17 protein-coding genes are annotated in these 20,001 nt (G+C 58.4%); 11 read left to right on the top strand and 6 right to left on the bottom strand.

Annotated elements, in window-relative coordinates; all coding sequences use genetic code 11:
* Positions 1-9: 9 nt before the first annotated feature.
* Entirely contained in the window at positions 10-1,569 is a 1,560-nt protein-coding gene (locus PD282_RS21625; protein ID WP_420832323.1) for a spore germination protein, read from the bottom strand.
* A gap of 329 nt (positions 1,570-1,898) precedes the next feature.
* Between PD282_RS21625 and PD282_RS21620 the strand changes: the two genes are divergently transcribed.
* The 3 genes from PD282_RS21620 (at position 1,899) to PD282_RS21610 (ending at position 3,927) form a co-directional block, all read left to right on the top strand.
* Positions 1,899-2,717: a class I SAM-dependent methyltransferase gene (locus PD282_RS21620; RefSeq protein WP_274653098.1), complete on the top strand. Its 819-nt coding sequence runs from the start codon at positions 1,899-1,901 to the stop codon at positions 2,715-2,717.
* A complete protein-coding gene (locus PD282_RS21615; RefSeq protein WP_274653096.1) occupies positions 2,714-3,541 on the top strand; it encodes a serine/threonine-protein kinase in 828 nt (275 codons plus the stop codon). Before PD282_RS21620 ends, PD282_RS21615 begins: the two co-directional genes overlap by 4 nt.
* 200 nt (positions 3,542-3,741) lie before the next feature.
* Entirely contained in the window at positions 3,742-3,927 is a 186-nt protein-coding gene (locus PD282_RS21610; protein ID WP_274653094.1) for a hypothetical protein, read from the top strand.
* 21 nt (positions 3,928-3,948) lie between these two features.
* Here PD282_RS21610 and PD282_RS21605 read toward each other — a convergent pair whose 3' ends face one another.
* Positions 3,949-5,403, bottom strand: a complete 1,455-nt coding sequence (locus PD282_RS21605; RefSeq protein WP_274653092.1) for a SulP family inorganic anion transporter — start codon at positions 5,401-5,403, stop codon at positions 3,949-3,951.
* Between the two features lie 295 nt (positions 5,404-5,698).
* A complete protein-coding gene (locus tag PD282_RS21600; protein WP_274653090.1) occupies positions 5,699-6,031 on the bottom strand; it encodes a winged helix-turn-helix transcriptional regulator in 333 nt (110 codons plus the stop codon).
* Between the two features lie 167 nt (positions 6,032-6,198).
* Between PD282_RS21600 and PD282_RS21595 the strand changes: the two genes are divergently transcribed.
* The 8 genes from PD282_RS21595 (at position 6,199) to PD282_RS21560 (ending at position 17,384) form a co-directional block, all read left to right on the top strand.
* Positions 6,199-7,137: an aldo/keto reductase family protein gene (locus PD282_RS21595; RefSeq protein WP_274653088.1), complete on the top strand. Its 939-nt coding sequence runs from the start codon at positions 6,199-6,201 to the stop codon at positions 7,135-7,137.
* Positions 7,138-7,354: 217 nt separating this feature from the next.
* Entirely contained in the window at positions 7,355-7,846 is a 492-nt protein-coding gene (gene infC / locus PD282_RS21590) for a translation initiation factor IF-3 (protein WP_274653086.1), read from the top strand.
* A gap of 85 nt (positions 7,847-7,931) precedes the next feature.
* Entirely contained in the window at positions 7,932-8,981 is a 1,050-nt protein-coding gene (locus tag PD282_RS21585; protein ID WP_274653084.1) for a LacI family DNA-binding transcriptional regulator, read from the top strand.
* 320 nt (positions 8,982-9,301) lie between these two features.
* The gene (locus tag PD282_RS21580) at positions 9,302-12,304 is read left to right on the top strand and encodes a beta-galactosidase (protein WP_274653082.1); all 3,003 of its coding nucleotides are present in this window, start codon (positions 9,302-9,304) and stop codon (positions 12,302-12,304) included.
* Complete coding sequence (locus PD282_RS21575) at positions 12,301-13,269, top strand: ABC transporter permease (protein WP_420832322.1); 969 nt, start codon at positions 12,301-12,303, stop codon at positions 13,267-13,269. The genes PD282_RS21580 and PD282_RS21575 overlap by 4 nt, the downstream gene beginning before the upstream one ends.
* A 20-nt stretch (positions 13,270-13,289) precedes the next feature.
* The gene (locus tag PD282_RS21570) at positions 13,290-14,198 is read left to right on the top strand and encodes a carbohydrate ABC transporter permease (protein WP_274653080.1); all 909 of its coding nucleotides are present in this window, start codon (positions 13,290-13,292) and stop codon (positions 14,196-14,198) included.
* 190 nt (positions 14,199-14,388) lie between these two features.
* Positions 14,389-15,999: an ABC transporter substrate-binding protein gene (locus PD282_RS21565; protein ID WP_274653078.1), complete on the top strand. Its 1,611-nt coding sequence runs from the start codon at positions 14,389-14,391 to the stop codon at positions 15,997-15,999.
* A 410-nt stretch (positions 16,000-16,409) separates the two neighbouring features.
* Positions 16,410-17,384 (top strand): aldo/keto reductase, encoded by a 975-nt coding sequence (locus tag PD282_RS21560; protein ID WP_274653076.1) that lies wholly within the window; start codon positions 16,410-16,412, stop codon positions 17,382-17,384.
* 96 nt (positions 17,385-17,480) lie between these two features.
* Here PD282_RS21560 and PD282_RS21555 read toward each other — a convergent pair whose 3' ends face one another.
* Genes PD282_RS21555 through PD282_RS21545 form a run of 3 tightly spaced genes read right to left on the bottom strand, consistent with a single transcriptional unit; the run spans position 17,481 to position 19,999 of the window.
* Positions 17,481-17,696, bottom strand: coding sequence for a hypothetical protein (locus PD282_RS21555; RefSeq protein ID WP_274653074.1), 216 nt, complete (start codon positions 17,694-17,696; stop codon positions 17,481-17,483).
* A 15-nt stretch (positions 17,697-17,711) separates the two neighbouring features.
* On the bottom strand, positions 17,712-18,905 hold the full coding sequence (locus PD282_RS21550; RefSeq protein WP_274653072.1) for a Ger(x)C family spore germination protein: 1,194 nt from the start codon (positions 18,903-18,905) through the stop codon (positions 17,712-17,714).
* Positions 18,902-19,999 carry a GerAB/ArcD/ProY family transporter gene (locus PD282_RS21545; protein WP_274653070.1) on the bottom strand — a complete coding sequence of 366 codons (1,098 nt, stop codon included), beginning with the start codon at positions 19,997-19,999 and terminating at the stop codon, positions 18,902-18,904. Before PD282_RS21545 ends, PD282_RS21550 begins: the two co-directional genes overlap by 4 nt.
* Positions 20,000-20,001: the final 2 nt, after the last annotated feature.

The following is a 20,001-nucleotide window of genomic DNA, read 5'->3' as shown; positions in this document are numbered from 1 at the left end:
TACAGCTCCTTATTTCCGCGGTTTCGGTTTTGGCGGAGAATACCGCTTGCGAATCGCATTGTTCCGGCTGATCAGACGAGGACGGGAAAGCAATGCCCACTGAGGCAGCCGAAAGATCGCATCCTTCTGGTCCGCAGGGATCATCGGCGCAAAAGGACTCATATAGGGAACCCCGAATGACCGTAAGCTGCACAAATGAAGCACAATGACAATGACACCGATAATGATCCCGAACAGCCCGAACGAAGCGGCAAGACCCATCATGGGAAAGCGAAGCATCCGGAATGTGTTGGACATGCTGTAGGCGGGAAAAACAAAGCTGCTGATCGCCGTGATGGCCACGATGATGACCATTGCAGCCGATACGATCCCCGCCTCGACGGACGCCTCCCCGATGATGAGCGTTCCGACGACGGATACGGCGGGGCCGATGGCTCTTGGCATACGAAGCCCGGCTTCCCTTAGAACTTCGAAGGCCAGCTCCATGATCAGCGCTTCGATGAAAGCGGGGAAGGGGATGCCTTCCCGCTGGGCCGCCAACCCGAGCAATAGCGGCGTAGGCAGCATTTCCTGGTGGAACGTCGTAATGGCGACATATAGCGATGGCGCAAATAACGTGATGAATATCCCGATATAACGAAGCATGCGGACAAGGCTGCTTATATCTGCGCGGTGATAATAATCTTCCGCCGCATGCAGGAAGGAAACGAACAAAGCCGGGACGATAAGAACGAAGGGGGTTCCGTCAACCAGAATGGCGACTTTGCCTTCCAGCAGCTCGGAAGCGATAATATCCGGTCGTTCCGAATTGAAGACGGTCGGGAAAGGGGTATACGTTTCGTCCTGAATCAATTCCTCGATATAGCCGCTTTCCATGATGCCGTCGATATCGATCCGGTCCAGACGCCTGCGGACTTCCTCGACCACTTTGTCGTTTGCGATTCCATTAATAAACATGATCGCGACATCGGTTTTGGTTACCCGTCCGATCGGTCTGGTCTCTACCCATAGATTCGGGTCTTTAATTTTGCGCCGAATCAAGGCGGTATTCGTTTGGAGCGTTTCGGAGAACGCTTCGCGCGGCCCGCGAACGGCGGATTCGGTGGAAGATTCGGTCACCCCGCGGTCCTTCCAGCCGCGAGTGTCGACCGCCACTCCGACCGCATGCCCATCCAGCAAAATGACGGTCTCGCCGGACAAAATCGCGTGGTACAACGTTTCAAAGTCCGTCACGGTTTTGATATCTCCGATTGTGACCGCTTTGTCCTGCACGATTTGAAACAGGTCGGAGGAGGATGAAACCGGTTCTTCCGTTATATCCAGGAAAAACGACTCCATAATGAAGTCGTTGATTACTTTTTCATCCGCCAAGCCGTCGGTGTAAAGGACCGCGATCGACGGAACGACGAAGGTTCTCGTGCGAACCTCGCGGATGATAATATCCGTACTGCGGCCGAGATCTTCTTCCGCCTTCCGGATATTCATCGCTAGGCTCGTTTGCAAAGGCTGGATCTCGTGTGCGGACTCCGTAGCTCCGCTTCCCGAATTCGAACGATTGGAAAATGTCATGGTGTTTCTCCTCGGCGATTGGTCCAGTAGTCATTTATTACCTTGCTGGAGCGGTTCTATACTTCTACGGGAAGCCATGCCGCAACGATATGGTTCCGTGATTCGGAACATCGCCCATGTCCGCACTCCGCATTACAAATATGAAAAAACCGCCCGGCTGTGCCGGGCGGTTGCTTGTTATCGGGTGTTGTCAAATAGAGGTACGTGTTCCGAACCACTTATATTAATACAATACCCGACGGTTAATTATAAGTCTATACTTTTTTGCTTTTTTTTCCTATGATTTGGGTTGCCGGCCGGCAACCGATCACGCGGGAGGGATGCGATTGTTGTTTCCGAATTTAAGCGAACATCCGGGCTGGGTAAAGCCTCATTCGTTTGCATGGTACAGGAGGATCGGCGAACGCCGGGGAAAATACGAATACCCGTGGCGTTACATTCCGGACGGACCGCAGGCGGAGGACGCCTTGACCGAAGCGCTGCAGGGCATCGTTCGCGGACGCGTACTGGACGTCGGCTGCGGGCACGGCGAATACGCGCTGCGATGGTCCGGTCAGGCGGAGGAAATCGTCGGCCTCGATATTACGCCTGGATTTCTCGAAACGGCAAAGCGGATGGGAAAAGGAAACCTGCGCTTTGTGAAGGCGAATACGAAGCAGGGACTGCCGTTTCCGGCGGCGTATTTCGATGCCGCTTATACCAAAAAGGGGCCGGGGAGCTGGTATGCCGAAGGAAACCGCGTAGTCAAGCCGGGCGGCGGGATCGCAGCCCTGCATCCCGGGGCCGACCGGGCGGCGGACGATGCGGAGGGCGATATGCGGGTTTATTTTCCCGGGTTGTTTCCGCCGTCTCAGGACGGCGGACCTTCGTTCGGTGAAACGCTGCGCGCGCGGCTTGCGGCAAGCGGGCTTGCGGACGCGGCGGTACGCACGATTCGCGAGCAAGGCTTTCTGCCGGAGCCCGAAGACGTGTTGTCCATGGCATGCTTCGGGCAGCCGGACGAAGTGACGGCGTACGTGTTGGACTGCTGCATGGGCCGAATCGAAGATCGGTTTGCCAGGCTCGCAGGGCCGAAAGGATTGCCGATTACCGGTTATTATTATCTGGTAACCGCCAGAGCGAACGGCAGGGGAGGGACGCACCTATGACGTATTCGTCGAATGTGCTGCTGGAAACAAATCGTGCGGACGGCGACTGGGCGGACTTTCTGGCTCGAAGCGGCCGTGTTTTCCGGGTGTTCGACAAGCAGGATTCGGGCTGCGTATCGTACGGCGTGGAAGCCGGGGGCCGCCGCCTGTTCGTCAAGCACGCCGGAGCGCCCGAAACGGCCGCTTTTTTGCGGCGGGCCGAGCGGATCAACCGCTCGTTCCGCCATCCGCTGCTGCCGGAGCTGCTGAACGCTTTTCCGGCGGGAGCGGGCTATGCGCTCGTCTACGAATGGGTGGACGGCGAGGTGCTGGGGACGCCCGAATTTCCCGGCGAGCAGGGAAGAAACGATCCCCGTTCCCCCCATTACCGGTTCCGGCAGCTTCCCGCGGAATGCATAGTCTGCGCGCTGAACGCCGTTTACGAATGCCATGTCCGCCTGGAGGAACACGGCTTTGTCGCGGAGGATTTTTACGACGGCTGTATGATTTACGATTTCGGGCGTCACCGTCTTCATCTGTGCGATTTGGACTGCTATCACGAAGGCCCGTATACGCTTGACCGGGAGCGGTGCTTCGGGTCGACGCGGTTTATGGCTCCCGAGGAATGGCGGCGGGGCTGCCTGATCGACAGCCGGACCAACGTGTATACGATGGGAGCCGCCGCTTTCGTCTTCCTCGCGGACGGCAGCCGCCGCGAAGCGGATTGGCGCGCTTCGGCGAAGCTGTACGAGGAGGCGGCCAAGGCCGTTTCGGACGGCCGCGAAGCCCGGTACGGCACCGTGGCGGAATTTTACGCCGCCTGGCTCGGCGCGCAGCCGGCCTGATCTCGGCGCTGCGTGCCGCACGCAAATGCGGTATAACGCCTGCATGGATCCGCCTTGGATGCATGCAGGCTTTTTCCGTTTAACGGCCGGCGGCCGGGGCAATACTGGTGATAATGTTGCACGCTGCACCGGAATCGGCGTATAATAAAAGGGTCCGGAAAGCGTTTTCAGACCATTGAAAATGACAGGAGGACCGCCCGATGATATCCGAAACCAAGTATCGGAAACGAGCGCTTGAGCTGTGGGAGCAATCCAGGGAAGAGACGAAGCGGGAGCTCGCACAGGAGCTCGCGCAGCATTCGGGAAAGCTTGCGTCCGTCTGCATGCATCTGAAATCGGCGATCGGCCATTGGTTTTCGTATAAAAAGAAGCACCTCGGATCCTGAATCCGAAGTGCTTCTTGTTTTTTAATGCCCCGAGGGCGCCGCAAGTCCGACCTGCTCGATCAGACGCCTGCTTTCCTCGTTCAGGCCGGCAATGACGGCTTTTTTGCCGTACTGCTCGTATTTGCCGATCGCCTTTGCAATCGCCGTTACGGCCGAATGGTCCCAGACGTGGGAAGCACTGAAATCGATCGTGACATGCTGCGGATCGTTCCGGTAGTCGAACAGGTTGACGAAATGCGACATCGTGCCGAAGAAAAGCTGGCCGGAGATGCGGTACGTTTTCCCGCCGTGCGGTCCGTCTTCGGCATGCGCCTTGATCTGCGCCGACCGCCAGCCGAAATTTAAGGCGCTTAAGACGACGCCGGTAATGACGCCGATGGCCAAATCCGAGGTGGCGACGACAATGGCGACGGTAATGACCATGATGACCGCGTCACTGCGCGGGATTTTGGCCAGCGTCCGCAGCGAGCTCCAATCGAACGTGCCGATGGAAACCATAAACATGACGCCTACGAGCGCCGCCATCGGAATTTGCCTCACGACGTCGCCGAGCACGAGGATGAGGAACAGCAGGAAAACGCCCGCCACGAAGGTCGACAGACGCGACCGTCCGCCCGATTTGACGTTGATCATCGTCTGGCCGATCATCGCGCAGCCCGCCATGCCGCCGAAGAAGCCGGAGACGATGTTGGCCAGCCCTTGTCCTTTTACTTCCCGGTTCTTGTCGCTCTTCGTTTCGGTCAGCTCGTCGACGAGCGTCGCGGTCATGAGCGATTCGGTCAGCCCGACGACGGCGAGCGCGAGCGAATAGGGAAGCAGGCTGATCAGCGTCCCGAACGACCACTCGATTTGAGGAAGATGGAAAAAGGGCGGCGTCTGCGTAATTTCGCCCATATCGCCGACGGTCCGAAGATCGAGATGCAGCGTCACCGATACGATGGTCATGATAATGATGGCGACCAGCGCGGACGGTACGGCTTTGGTCAGGATCGGGAACAAATAAATGATGGCGAGCGTCCCCGCGACCATGAGATACATCTGCCAGTTCGCGCCATGGAAATTCGGAAGTTGCGCCATAAAGATGATGATGGCCAGCGCATTGACGAAGCCCGTTATGACGGAATGCGGGATGAAGGTAATAAACCTGCCGAATTTGAGCAGCCCCAGCACGTACTGCACGGCGCCGGTTAAAATCGAGACGGCAAACAGATATTCGATGCCGTGTTTGGCGATAATCGGCCCCATCAAGGACGACATCGCGCCTGTCGCGGCGGAAATCATGCCCATCCGCCCGCCGACCAGGGAGATCGTCACCGCGATGCAGAAGGAGGCGTACAAGCCCACCATCGGGTCGACGCCGGCCAGAATCGAGAAGGCGATCGCTTCGGGAATAAGCGCGAAGGCGACCGTCATTCCGGACAGCACGTCCCGGCGGACGTTGAACAGCCAGGCATTTTTCAGTTTTTGGTAAAGCAAAATAAACTCCACTCCTCCGGTAAAAATGGGTTTGACTTTTCCGCCTTTGAAAAGCCGGTCCGTTCATAAGGCGTATCGTGCAGCAAATCTACTGTTTATAGCAGCCTTCCACTCTCAGGAAAGCCGGGTCCGATGATTCAACGTTAACTATTATACCGAGTTTACCTCCGCATCTCTACCCCCAATTTTTCGAAATCGTCCGCTGCCGGTAAAGCGGTCCGGCAAACGGCCGTTTCCGGGACAAACAAAAAACCGCCGTGCAAGCGTTTGCTCGCACGGCGGTATAACGATGATTTCAAGTCCACTTGGCGGCCCATACTTTCATCTGGTGAATGATCGAATGCAGATCCTCGCCTTTGGGCGTAAGCGTATATTCGACGGTAACGGGAACGGTCGGATACACCCGGCGCTCGATGACGCCCTTCTCCTCCATGTGCCGGAGGGTGCTGGTGAGCGCTCGCGGGCTGACAGCCGGTATGAGTCGCTGCAGCTCGCCGAACCTTTTTTTTCCGCAAAACAATTCGCGAAGCACGAGGAAGGCCCATTTTCCGCCGATAACATCGAGCGTCTTCTCAATGTTGCATTCAATGACGACAGGTTCTTTCGGAACGTAGTTATTAGCGCTCATGGTTCACTCCTTAAATGAAAACTAGTAAAAGCAAGTATAGTATATATAGATTATATAATAAAATGATAATTTTTTCACTACTTTCAATCGGGTACCCGTTTGTTTACAATGGGAATGTGTCGTGTTATCGTAACAAAATCGCAGCATTGCAGGAGGGAAATCAAACGATGAAATACCGTAAACTTGGCGGAAGCGGACTAAAAGTGAGCGAAATCAGCCTCGGCAGCTGGCTGACTTATGGCGGATATGTGGAACGGGAAAATGCGGTGAAATCGATTCATACCGCTTACGAGCTGGGCATCAACTTCTTCGATACGGCAAACGTGTACGAGCGCGGCGCGGCCGAAACGCTGCTCGGCGAGACGATCAAGGCGTTCCCGCGCGAATCGTACGTGCTGGCGACGAAAGCGTTCTGGCCGATGGGCGACGGCCCGAACGACCGCGGGCTGTCCCGCAAGCACGTCATGGAGCAGGCTCATGCAAGCCTGAAGCGGCTTAATGTGGACTATGTGGACATTTTCTATTGCCACCGTCACGATCCGGAAACGCCGCTTTACGAAACGCTGCGCGCGATTGACGATCTGATCCGCCAGGGCAAGGTGCTGTACGTCGGCGTCAGCGAATGGACCGCGTCGCAAATGGCGGAAGCGCTCGCCACGGCGGACAAATATTTGCTCGACCGCGTGGTCGTCAGCCAGCCGATTTACAATATGTTCGAGCGTTATATCGAGAAGGAAGTCATCCCGCTCGGCGAGCGGAGCGGCATCGGACAAGTCGTCTTTTCCCCGCTGGCGCAGGGCCTCTTGACGGGCAAATACAAGACGGTGAACGATTTGCCGGAAAACAGCCGCGCCGCGAAGCTGGAATGGGTGCGCAAAGGCATTACGGAGGAGAAGCTTGCGAAGGTAACCAAGCTGACGGCGGTTGCCGAAGAGCTGAATATTTCGGTTGGTCAGCTGGCCCTGGCCTGGATTTTGCGTCAGCCGAACGTGGCGAGCGCGCTCGTCGGCGCAAGCCGTCCGGAGCAGGTGGTCGAGAATGCAAAAGCATCCGGCATCGAGCTGTCGGCCGAAGTCATCGACCGGATCGAGGAAATTTTAAAATAAGGATTTTGAAATAAGGGATTGAAATCGGCTTCGAATAGGGTTCGTTCGAGCCGGGAAAAGCAGACCGCCGGGAGCGGAAATCGGTTGTAAATCGGTTTCCCGTTTCGCGGCGGTTTTTTGCTGTGCTACAATAGCGGGAGCGAGGCAGGACGATGGAACGGATTGCCGACCCGCCGGGTGCCGCACCGGCACAGGATACGAAACGGAGGGAACCGACATGATGCTCGTAAACGAAAAAATTAAAGCTTCCGAGGTCGATTTGACAGGGCTGGACGGCACGAAGCTCGGAATCGTCCCCATAGCGGAAGCGCTCCGGCTGGCGAAAAGCCAGAACGCCGACCTCATCTGCACGTCGCTGATGAGCAGCCCGCCGCCCTGCAGACTGGCGGCGAGAGGATCGGCGGGGCGCGAAGCGCAGCGGGAAAGGAAGGAGGCGCGAAACGACGGGCGTCCGGACAAGGTGAAGGAGATCCGGCTGACGGCCCGGATCGAGGATCACGATTACGAGACGAAGCGCCGGCAGGCCGAAAAGCTGCTCGCCTCCGGAAGCGCCGTGCTGCTCGCGGTGAAGGTACAGGGCAAGGATGGCCGGCAGGCGAAGGAGCTGCTGGAGAAGCTCGTCAAGGATCTTTCGGCAGCCGGAACGAAGGAGACCGGTATTCAGCTGAGCGGCAAGCAGGCGGCGGTCCGCCTGAACCCGGGCCGATAAATTTCTTTTCTTTAGAAGCTTACTTTTGGTATTCTTGAAAAAGGCTCGTTAAACGAAACTTTTTACCCGCGAGGTGATACCTATGATGAAACCGGTTACTGTTTATGACATCGCAAGGGAAGCGAACGTATCGGTCGCAACCGTGTCGCGGGTGCTGAACAACACGGCCCCGGTTAAAGCATCGACGCGCGAGAAAATCAATGCCCTCATCGACAAGTATCAATTTTCGCCCAATGCGCTTGCACGGAGCCTGATCAAGAAGGAAACGGGCATGATCGGCATCATTTTGCCCGACATTACAAACCCGTTCTTCCCGGAAGTGCTGGCCGGGCTCGAGCAGCAGGCGCGCAGCAACGGCTATACGTTTTTTCTGTGCGACACCGGCTCCAACAACCGTGATATTCAGGAGCAGTACCAGCGGGAGTCGCAGTATCTCGGCATTTTGACGGAAAAGCAGGTTGACGGCATCATCATGATCGGCGGGCGGATCAATCTGGCCCGGTGCAGCAAGGAGATGGTCCGGGAAGTGGCCGAGGTGAACAAACGGCTGCCGGTCGTGCTCATCAACGGCAATCTGCCCGGCGCTTCGCTGCATCGCGTCGCGGTCGACGAGAAAGCCGGCGGAGATATGGCGGCGCAGTATCTGATCGACCTCGGCCACCGGGAAATCGCCTTTATCGGCGGATATAAGCAAATGTCGAACACGATCTACCGGGTGCAGGGCTTCATTTCGGCGATGGAGCGCAACGGGCTTGCCGTGGACAAGCGCCGGATCGTATACGGCGGCCTGTCGGTCGATTCGGGCAAACGGCTCATGAGCGAGCTGCTCGGCGCGGGAACGCCGCCGACGGCCGTGTTCTGCGCCAACGACCTGACGGCCATCGGCGCCATTAAAGCGGCGGTGTCGGCGGGGCTGCGCGTGCCGGAGGATGTGTCCGTCGTCGGCTTCGACGATATTCCGTTCGCCGCGCACAGCATTCCGGAGCTGACGACGATTTCGCTTAAATGCAAAGAGGCCGGGCGGACGGCGGCCGACGTGCTGCACAAATTGATCACGAACAAAAAAGTGAGCAAGCTCACTTCGCTGCAGCCGGAGCTGATCGTCCGCGAGAGCGCGATGCCGCCGTCCAGGTAACGAAAAAAAGGATGAAAGCGCTGTCCGAAAGGCTGTAATTTATTTCTTGACAGCGCTATCATTTTGCATTAAACTCGAAGCCAAGAAGCAGGAAACACGTTTCAAATGCAGCAGGTAATGAAACCCGTTTCATTATGCTTTCCGTTTTTTGCGGCAGCAGTTATCGTTTCTTTTATGAAATACACTTGCAACGGTCAAAGTAGTCATTGTAATCGATGAACGCTTTTGAAATTAGCCGGCAGTCAGGTGTATTTTTTGTTGCCATTAATGAAATGGGTTTCATAAATCGGCAGCTATGATTCGAAAGGGGGCTTGAGCGGATGAGCATGCATCTGAAGGCGGCATCGGCTTCGCAGGTCGAGCTTACGCCGGATGCGCTTCGTATTGACGGCAGGTCGGAGATCGTCTTGTGCGCTTCGCTGTTTTATTTTCGGATACCGCGCGCCTTATGGCGGGAGCGGATGGAGCAGACGAAGGCGTTCGGGTATAACGCGATCGACGTCTATTTTCCGTGGAATTTTCACGAGCTTCGCGAAGGGGAGTGGTCGTTTGAAGGAGAGCGCGACGCCGACGCTTTCCTGCGTCTGGCGGCGGAAGCCGGCTTGTGGGTCGTAGCCCGGCCGGGCCCGTACATCTGCTCCGAATGGGACGGCGGCGCGCTCCCGGCATATCTGCTTGCCAAGGAACGCATGAAGCTGCGTGACAACGACCCGGCTTTTCTGCAGGCGGTGTCGCGGTGGTACGACCGCATTCTGCCGGTGCTCAAGCGGCACGAGCTGGGCGGCGCGGACGGAGGGACGGTCATCGCGCTGCAGCTTGAGAACGAGCTCGATTTCTACGGCTGCGCGGACCCGCTCGGATACATATCGGCGCTTCGCGATATGGCGCTTGCGTCCGGAATTACGGTGCCGCTTATCGCCTGCGCGGGACAAGGCGGATTATACGAGGCGTCCGGCTTCGCGGACGGCGTCGCGCCGGCTTGCAACTTCTATCCGAACGACCGCGATCCCGAATTCGAACGGAAGGTCGCGGCTTACGGATCGAGGCTGGAGGCCCGGGGGCTGCCGCTGCTCGTGACGGAAACGAACCGCTCGCATTTTCTGCTGCGGAGGCTGCTGTCGTGCGGAACGAAGCTGATCGGTCCGTATTTGCAGGTGTCCGGCACCGATTTCGGCTTTACCAATGCGACGAACAACTGGGGCAAGCCGCTCGCCTTCATGACGTCGGATTACGATTTTCGCGGCATGATTTCACCGGAGGGCCATATCCGGGACGAGGCGTACGAAGGCCGGCTGCTCCGCAGGGTAATCGAGACGTACGGCAGCGCGCTCGCTGAGGCGAAGCCGGCGCGGCGCCGGGATGACGGAACGGGCGGCTCGCCTCCGGCGAATGCGGCCGTCCGGCAAACGCTGGAGCTTGCCGGCGGCGGCCGGCTGCTGTTCGTCTCGAACGTCGGCGAGCGGGAGGAGACGCTTGCCGTCTCCTTTCGCGGGCGTGCGGAACCGGCAGCGGTATCCATCGCTCCGATGCGGTGCGCGATCCTGCCCGAGGAGGTGCCGCTCCGGCTTTGGGGGCTGGAGGGGACGCTGCAGTACGCATCGGCCGAGCTGGCCTGCGTAGCGATGGCAGCCTCCCGCACCGTCATGGTGTTTCACGCCGAACGCGGCGGCGAAATCGCGCTTCGGTTCGGCACTCCGCCGCACGTTTTGGATGCGGATGGCATGGAGGTGCGAATCGAAGGAAGCGGGGCCGCGCTTACGTTCGCGGGCGGCCGGCGATCCGGCTGCACCTTGGAGCTCGCGGGCGGCGGGCGGCTGACCCTTCTGGTCACGACGAGAGCGGAAATGCTGCTTTTTCGCGGTATTGATGAAACCGGTTCCATTTTGCTGGAGCAAAAAATCGAAGCGGACGTCGCCCCGCGGACGGAGGAAGGAACGGTCTGGTCGATCGGCCGGATCGATCCGCTTCGGCCGATTGGGAGCGGAGCGGGTGTGCCGCTTCCCGCGGCCGATTATTTGGAGCGGCAGGGCGTATACCGCGGCTTCGCCTGGTACGAAGCGGCATGGCGGCTGCCGCCGGGTAGCGCGCTGCAGGGCGTGCTGCTGCAGAACGCCGGCGACGTGCTGTCGGTTTACGAAGGCGGCCGGTTCTTGGGCACGATCGTACCGGGCGGCGGCAGCCGGTTTGTTCCGGCCGGCTCCGGCGATGGAGCCGGCCGGGATGCGCCCGCCGCCTCGGCCGGCGCCGGCACAGCCGCGCCGAAGGAGACCGCAGCGCCGGGAGCGGCGGACCTGTCCGCAGGCGGCCCGGAAGGGTCGCGGTTCGCGGAACCGCCTCGCGGCGGCAGCCTGATCGTCCGGACGGAAATTTGGGGGCATTCCAATTTCGACGACGTCCGGCTGCCGGGGCTGCGGCTCCACGCCCTTAAAGGCCTGACCGGCGCAGCGGCCGTGACGAACGTGCGGAACCTCAGCTCGAACTGGCGGATGCGCCGCGCCGGGGCCGGGTCGCACGAGCTTGATCCCCAGCTTGCGGCGCCCGGTCTTGACGACGGCGAATGGCCGGTCGTCGGCTTCGGCGGCTGGATGTCCGCCAACTACCCCGACCCGGCGTTGGAGTGTTACCGCCGGTCGTTCGAAACCTCGGCCGAAGCCGATTCGTGGACGCTGCATTTCAAGGGCATCCAGGCGCAGGCCCGCGTTTATGTCGACGGCTGCGATGCCGGACCCGTTCACCCGAACGACCCGCACGTCGACATCACCCGCTTCGTCGAAGCGGGGAGGACAGTGCAGGTCGCAGTGTTTCTCGAGCGGGCGGCTGGCCGGCAGGCCGGCGCCGTGCTCCTCTATGAAGGCGTGCGGGCGGACGAATGGCGGTTGTCGGCCGCTGAAGAGCCGGAGCTGCTCACCGCCGCCGAAGCCGCCCGCGCTCGCGCGGAGCGGACGGAGCTTCCCGTCACGCTCGCACCCGGCACGGCGGCCTGGCTTTACGGGCAGCTGCAGCCGCCGCCCGAAGGGGGCGGCTGGCGCATGCGCGCGGCCGGCTCCGGCATGAAGCTGACCGTCTTCTTCGCGGGCCGTCTCGTTTCCCGGCTGTGGCTGCCGGGCGGCGAAGAGCGGCCGGTCGTAACCGGAGGCAGTTCCGATTCGTTCTGGCTGCCGGGACCGTGGTTCGGCGAAGGCGGTGCGGGAGGCAGGGAAGGAACGCTCGCGATCCTGCTCGAGGCGGTCGTCCCGGACGCGCCCGCCGTGCTGAACGGTTTCACCTATCATCCCGCCGGCGGACCGGCTTCCGGCGCCGGCAACGAGGAGGCAAGCGGATGAAAACAGCAGCGGATACCGCCGTCCTGCCGAAGGTGCGGGAGCGGCAGACGGCTTCGCGGTTCAAGCATTTGCGCAGCAGCCGCACGCTGATTCTGATGTGCGTGCCGGCCGTCGTCTTTTTCCTGATTTTCGCCTATTTGCCGATGCCCGGGCTGTACCTCGCGTTCATCAAGTACAACTATACGGACGGGATTTTCAAAAGCCCGTTCGTCGCGTTCGACAACTTTCGTTTTCTCGTCATGACCGGCGACCTGTGGCGGCTTACGTTCAACACGATCGCGTACAACCTCGCCTTCATCGTGCTCGGGAATATCCTGCAAATATTCGTTGCGATCATGCTGAACGAGGTGCGGAAAAAATGGTTTAAAAAGGTATCGCAGACAATCATGTTCCTGCCGCATTTCATTTCGTATGTCATCGTCGGGCTGATCGCCTACAACGTGCTCAGCTACGATTACGGCCTGCTGAACCATATTCTGGCCGCGTTCGGCGCGGAACCGGTCAAAACCTATTCCAATCCGCATATTTGGCCGCTGATCATCATCATCACGTTCCTGTGGCAGTCGACGGGCTATGGATCGATCGTCTATTTCGCGGCTATCATGGGACTCGATTCGGAAATCGTGGAGGCGTCGGAAATCGACGGCGCCAACGCCTTCCAGCGCATTCGCTACATCGTGCTGCCGTGGCTCAAGCCGACCTTCATCATTTTGCTGCTGTTCTCGCTTGGCGGCGTTCTTCGCGGCAACTTCGGGCTGTTCTACAACCTCGTCGGAGCGAACAACACCTCGCTGTACGCGACGACGGACATTATCGAGACGTACGTGTTCCGCTCGCTGATGAACAATTTCAACTTCTCGATGGGCAGCGCCGTCAGCCTGTACCAGTCGGTATTCGGCTTCATCGTCGTCGTTACGGCAAACTGGCTCGTCAAGAAGGCTTCGCCGGAAAATTCGTTATTTTAGCCTTTTGGAGGTGACATCCCATGGAAGAAGCGGTACGAAGCGGCATCCGGTCCGATCCGAGCTCGGTCGCCGTGCGCACGCTCGGTTATGGGGTAATCGGACTGTTCGCGATCTGCTGTCTGCTCCCTTTTCTGCTCGTGCTCGGCACGTCGTTCACCACCGAAGGAGCCGTCCAGAAGCACGGCTTCAACTTATGGCCTCGGGAGCTGAGTGTGTTCGCGTACAAAATCGTGTTCGAAAATCCGTCGCAAATCATCGGCGCTTATGTCGTTACGATCGGCATCACGCTGGTCGGCACGGCGGTCGGGCTTTTCCTCGTGGCAATGACCGGGTACTCGCTGCAGCGGCCGGACTTCAAATACCGGAACGGCATTTCGTTCTTCATCTATTTCACGACGCTGTTCTCGGGGGGCATCGTCCCGTTCTACCTGCTCGTGACGCAGTATCTCAGCCTGAAGGACAATTATCTCGCCGTGCTGCTGCCGGGGCTGATGAGCCCGTTTCTCATCATTATGATGAAAAGCTTCGTCAGGTCGATCCCGCATGCGATCACCGAATCGGCGAAAATTGACGGAGCCGGCGACTTCACGATCTTCCTGAAGCTCATTCTGCCGATGACGACGCCGGCGCTGGCGACGATCGGACTGTTCATCGCGCTCGGCTATTGGAACGAGTGGTACAACGCGATGCTGTTCCTGTCTCCCGATGTGAAATACCGCCCGCTGCAGCTGTTTCTGTACAACGTCATCACGAGCGCCGATTTCATCCGCAATTCCTCGGCCTCTTCCAATGTGCCGCTGAAGGATGTACCGCTCGAGACGATGAAGATGGCGACGGCGGTCGTTGCAACGGGCCCGGTCATCCTGTTCTATCCGTTCGTTCAGCGGTATTTCATTAAAGGGATCACGGTCGGCGCCGTAAAAGGGTGACGGCTTTCCAAAAGGATAGGAACATGGCTCGACTGCTGTGGAAGTACTCGGCAGCAAACCGCACGGCGGCGCGGCCGCAAGTTTGATTTGGTATCGGGAGCCGGTCTTCATGAAGTCGGCTCTGGCATACAACCGGATATGAAAGCGCTTCCGGTCAAATCTGCAAGCAGGAAAAAAGGGAGGGTATGCAATGAGGACGATTAAAAAGCTCGCGATGGCGCTGCTGGCTTTAACGCTCGTCATCGGCCTTGCGGCATGCGGCGGCAGCAGCGGCAGCTCGGGCGAGACCGGCAGCAGCGGGGGAACGGGCTCGGCGGGCAGTGGATCGAACAGCGGGGGAGACGGCAAAATCGACACGTCCAAGTTCGAGACGATCACGTACGTCGTGCTCGGCGACAAGCCGACGAACGGCCAGCTGGAGAAGGTGATGGCCAAGGTGAACGCAATTATGAAGCAAAAAATCAACGCCGAGCTGCAGTTCAAATGGGTCGAATGGGCGGACTGGCAGACCAAATACAACCTGCTGCTCGCGTCCGGCGAGCCGCTGGACCTGATCACGATCGGCACCGACTGGCTCGATACGTGGGGCAACGCGCAGCGCGGGGCGTTCCTGCCGCTGAACGATCTGCTGCCGAAATACGCGCCGCAGACGTATGCGGAAATTCCGAAGGAAGACTGGGAGCAAAGCAAATACAAGGACGACATCGTGCTCATTCCGGAGGACCATTATACGCAGTGGGTCAACCACGGCTTCTTCTACCGCGGCGACTGGGCGAAGGAGTTCGGCATCACCCAGCCGATTACGGACTTCGAGACGCTGGGCAAATATTTTCAGGGCATCAAGGATCACAAGAAGGACGTCGTCCCGTGGGATGTGAACGGAACAAACGGCGCCCTCTACAACGGCTTCGCGACCGCTTATACGGACAACATCGAGCTGCCGATTTCGACGGGCTACGCGAACGTCTTTTACGCCAAATCGTACGATGAGCGTTATACGGTCGACAGCCCGATCTTCAACGACGATTTCATCAAATTCGCGCAGATGATGAAGGATTGGGGCGACAAAGGCTACTGGCGCGAGGACGTGCTGAATTACAAAGGCGACACGAGCGCCGAGCTGCAGGCGGGGCAATCCGGGGCGGACCAGCATCATACGCAGACGTTCAAAGGCCTGCGCGTGACGATGGACCAAAAGCAGCCGGGCTCCGATCTGCAAATGTTCGCGTTCTCCGATCAGCGCGGCAACCTGGTCTCGATGCCGATCACGCACGGCGGCACGTCGATCGGCGCGCACAGCAAGCATCCGGAGCGCGCGCTGATGGCCTACGAGCTGATCCGCCAGAACGAAGAGGTTTACCGTCTCATCAACTACGGAATCGAAGGCGTGCAGTACGTCCTCAAAGACGGCAAACGCGCCCAGCCGCCCGGCTACGACGACACGCGCGACAGCTTCTACAGCGACTTCTGGGGCGGCCGGGTCGACAAGTTCGAAATTCCGGCTGTGACGGACTGGGACGGCATCAACGACATTTACAAGAAATACGACAAAATCAAGAAGCCTTATCCATACGGTAAGTTTGTCTTCGACAAGTCGAAGGTCGACGCCGAAATGACGGCGATTACGCAGGTTGTCGGCGAAATGATGCCGGCCATTCTGTTCGGCAAAGCCGGCGATCCGGCGCAGGCGGTGAACGATCTGCGCAACAAGCTGAAGGCGGCCGGCTACGACAAGGTGAAGGACGAAATTCAGCGCCAGCTGGACGAATTCAAGAAGCAGGACCAGGCAAACGGCGCTTAAGCGTCAGCCGGCATCGGCCGCTCGGAAGCGGGGCCGGGCGAGCAGCGCTTAAGCGTCAGCCGGCATCGGCCGCTCGGAAGCGGGGCCGGTCGCGCAGCGCTTAAACCTGTCGGCGGTGGCCCGGGACTCCACGCAGTCCCGGGCTTCTTGCGCGCCAGGCGCCGCGGGAGACGGGAAGCCGCCGCGCGTCCGGCCCATCGCGCCCGTTCCGCGGGCTGCACGCCCGGTTCTTCATGACCGGTCCGCGAGCCTTTCATCCGGTCCTGAGGCAGATTGCTGCACGCGCGTTCACCTGCTTGTCCCGAGGTTATCTACTGAACTATTTTTCAGCTCTTACCAAATCGATCGAACTTTCTTACAATAGAAGATGGGGTTACTCATTTTGCAAGAATGCCAAGGAGGTTTCAAGCATGCAGTATGCGTATTTGGGCAAGTCGGGCATGAAGGTCAGCCGGCTCTGTCTCGGCACGATGAACTTCGGACCGAGCACCGAGGAGAAGGAAGCTTACCGCATCATGGATGCGGCGGTCGAAGCGGGCGTCAATTTCTTCGATACGGCGAACGTCTACGGCGGCGAAGAGCACCGCGGCTGGACCGAGGAAATCATCGGACGCTGGTTCGCGCAGGGCGGCGGCCGCAGGGAAAAAGTCATTTTGGCCACGAAGGTGTACGGCAATATGCAGCATCCGGTTACCGATCCGAACGAGGAGCGCGGTGTATCCGCTTACAAAATCCGCCGTCATCTCGAGGATTCGCTTCGCCGTCTGCAAACCGACCACATCGAGCTGTACCAGATGCACCACGTCGACCGCAACGTTTCGTGGGACGAGCTGTGGAATGCGTTTGACGTTCATATCAAGCAGGGCAAAATCGGCTATGTCGGTTCCAGCAACTTCGCCGGACGCGATCTCGTGAAAGCGCAATACGAAGCGAAGTCGCGCGGCATGCTGGGTCTTGTCTCCGAGCAGCATAAGTACAGCCTGCTCTGCCGTCTGCCTGAGCTGGAAGTGCTGCCGGCTTCGGAGGAGCACGGCATCGGCGTCATCGCCTGGAGTCCGCTCGACGGCGGCATCCTCGGCAACATGAATCCGCAGGCGGGCTCGAGGTCGGCGCGCCAGACGGAACGGATCGAGAAGCTGCGCCCGCAGCTGGATCAGTTCTCCAAGCTGTGCAAGGAGCTCGGCGAATCCGAAGCGACGGTGGCGCTTGCCTGGACGCTCGTTCATCCGGCGATGACCGCGCCGATCATCGGGCCGAGGACGCTGCAGCAGTTCGAAGACACGCTGCGCGTCGTCGACGTGAAGCTGTCCGAAGACGTGCTCGCCCGTATCGACGACATTTTCCCGGGTCCGGGCGGCGATGCGCCGAGAGCTTATGCATGGTAAAATCGGGTTAAACCGGCAGTGAAAGCCGGGCGTGGACTTGATGCGGATTCGGGTCCGCGCCCGGTTTTTTGCCCCTGAGCTTCTTCCCTTCAGCTTTTAGCTTCCGGAGGCAAGCTTCTTGATCAAGAAGGCAATCGGTTTATCGGGATTGGGCAGATCGACGCCGATTGCAGGCAGGAAGCCTAACGTAAAGCCCGCTGCGAGCAGAACCCCGTATACCGTCATTTCAGCCCACTGTTTTTTCCGCCACAGCCGCGGCAAATCGATCCAGGCGAGCAGCGTGAAGACGACCAGCAGCCCGAAAATCTCCATATTCGAAATCTCCCTTCATTCCTCCGCCAGATCGGGATACGTTCGCTGTCCGTATCGGCGCAGCTTCGCGTCCACCTTGACCTTAACCTCGATCTCCGGCATAATGCTCTCCCACTTCGGAGCCGCTTTCCTCCAATATCGGGGATACTTCCGATGCACGGCTTCCCCGAACTTGAATATATCGGTTTTCCACGCCCTCGCTTTCGTCAATGCGGAATGGACTTCACCTTCGATTACGGCAATCTGCGCCTTCTCGAGCTGTTTGAATGTGTCCGGCTTGGTCAAATTGACCCATTCGGACCGCTGTTCGCCCAAATTCCCCTCTTCCTTGATTTGGACCTCGATTGTAAGGCGTCCATTGACCAGTCTGGACTCGATCCGGCTTCTTGAGCGGGTAATTTCCAAAGCCGCTTTTTTCACTCCGCTTCCCGGCGATTTGACGATGATGACGCCGCTTTGCACCTTCCCTTCGACCCATAGAAGACCCCGGGTTTCTTTTCCGTCAAACCAGCCGGCCAGCCTGTCATTTTTCAGGATCGCAGTCCCGTCGATTTTCAGTGTTTTTTTGACGTCGTCCTTCCGTTCCGCCGCGGCGATTCCGGGCACGTACGGCGCGCTGGTGCGGCTGTCGATCGTTTTCATAAAGTCAACCAGCTTGATCTCGGCAATTCGCGAGGTCACGAAATAATCGCGGGTCAGGTTTTCAATCGCGTCGGCCGGCACTTTCTCCTGTTCGTGAATGCCCTCGAGAATAGCGGACGCCTTTTGCCCCCGAGCAATAAAGAGCCGGCTTCCTTCACGCGCTTCATGGTCCCGGTCGAGAAAATCGACCAGCGGGGCGAAACCTCTCTCTGCCGTCCGCTCTCCGATGACAATCACTTTATTATGGGAGAAAAACAGCTTCCGGTCGGCTTCGAACGTCGCATTGCGGGCGGCCTCGAACACGGTTTCCCCCGAGCTTTTGACGATATGCACTCCTCGATCTTCCCCGCTGCTCCCGCTTACGCCCCCTTGGTTCCCGCTCATCTTCAATTCGCCCGGCTTTACGATTTGAAAGGACACTTGAACCCGGTCATCGGCCAAATTGTCGATTCCGATCGCTTCAACGATGGATAGGGTATCCAGCTCTTTCCGATTCCAGCAGCCGGTAACCGCGAGCGCAGCCGATACGATCAGCAGAGCTCCGGTCAAGGTGCGGAGCTTCTTCATGCCGTACGGCCTCCTTTTTTGCGCACAAGCGCCAGGACGAGAAGCAATCCGGGTATAAAAACCATATAAAACAACGCGTACCACGTAAAAATTTTATAACTGGTGAACGACTTCAGCTCGACGGCGCTCGGCGCGATCATGATGCTCAGCGGAACCACGATGGCGCCGATCGGAAGAACGAACGGTTTATAATCTTTAAAGCCGAAAAGCTGCTTTATTCCGAGCGCCGCCATGTAGTAGTAGAAGGAGATCTTCACGAAAACGCCCAACACCCACACGCCCACATGAATCGATTCCAAATGCTCGAAAAAATTGCCGATGCTGATCATCCGGACGACCCGGAAATACGGAAACGAAAGCCGTTTGGCATGCTCGACCCCGTAGACGGTCAGTACCGGTATCGTAATGAGCACAAAATAGACACTGATTAATAAAAAGCTTAAAACGATCGCCCGTTTCGCTTTCTTCCGGTCGTTCAGAAAGGGAAGCATCATCGATACGCCGATAATTTCCACCGTTCTGGCCGCTGAAGTAAACCCGTTATAGAGTACGGGAATCAGGCCGTGCTCCATTACGGGCATCAGCTCTTTAAGCCGCATATCCCTGGATAGCAGCGCCAAAATGGTAATAACCGCAATCATGATCAGCGGCGCGACCAGCTCGGAGAGTCGGCCGATGACCTCGATATCCTTCGAGACAGCGTAGGCGCAAACGAGCGTGAGCGATACGGCGAAGAAGAGGATCGGCGTTTCCGGCATGATGGCCGTCGTCAGAAACAAATCGAATTGGGCCAGCGTAATCGCCGTGAAATGAATGAAAAACCAAATATAAAGCAGGCCGACGATCCGCCCGGCTTTACCGAGCAGAACCTGGCTGTATTGAACGATCGTCAAATCCGGGAACCGTTTCCAAAGCAAATAAACGGGCACCGCGAACAGGAGGTGAAACGGAAAATTAAGGAGCTCGGCTATCCAGAAATCCCGGCTTTTCGGCGGGGAGGTCAGACCCGGAAGATAGGTCAGCGTAATAACGATCCGGCTTAAAATCAGCAAATAGACAAGCTGCGCGAAGCTGATTTTTTTCGAGACTTCCATAT

The sequence above is a fragment of the Paenibacillus humicola genome (assembly GCF_028826105.1).
GTDB classification, from domain to species: domain Bacteria; phylum Bacillota; class Bacilli; order Paenibacillales; family Paenibacillaceae; genus Paenibacillus_Z; species Paenibacillus_Z humicola.
The sequence above is the reverse complement of the archived record's forward strand: the minus strand, read 5'-3'. Positions and strand labels throughout refer to the sequence as shown.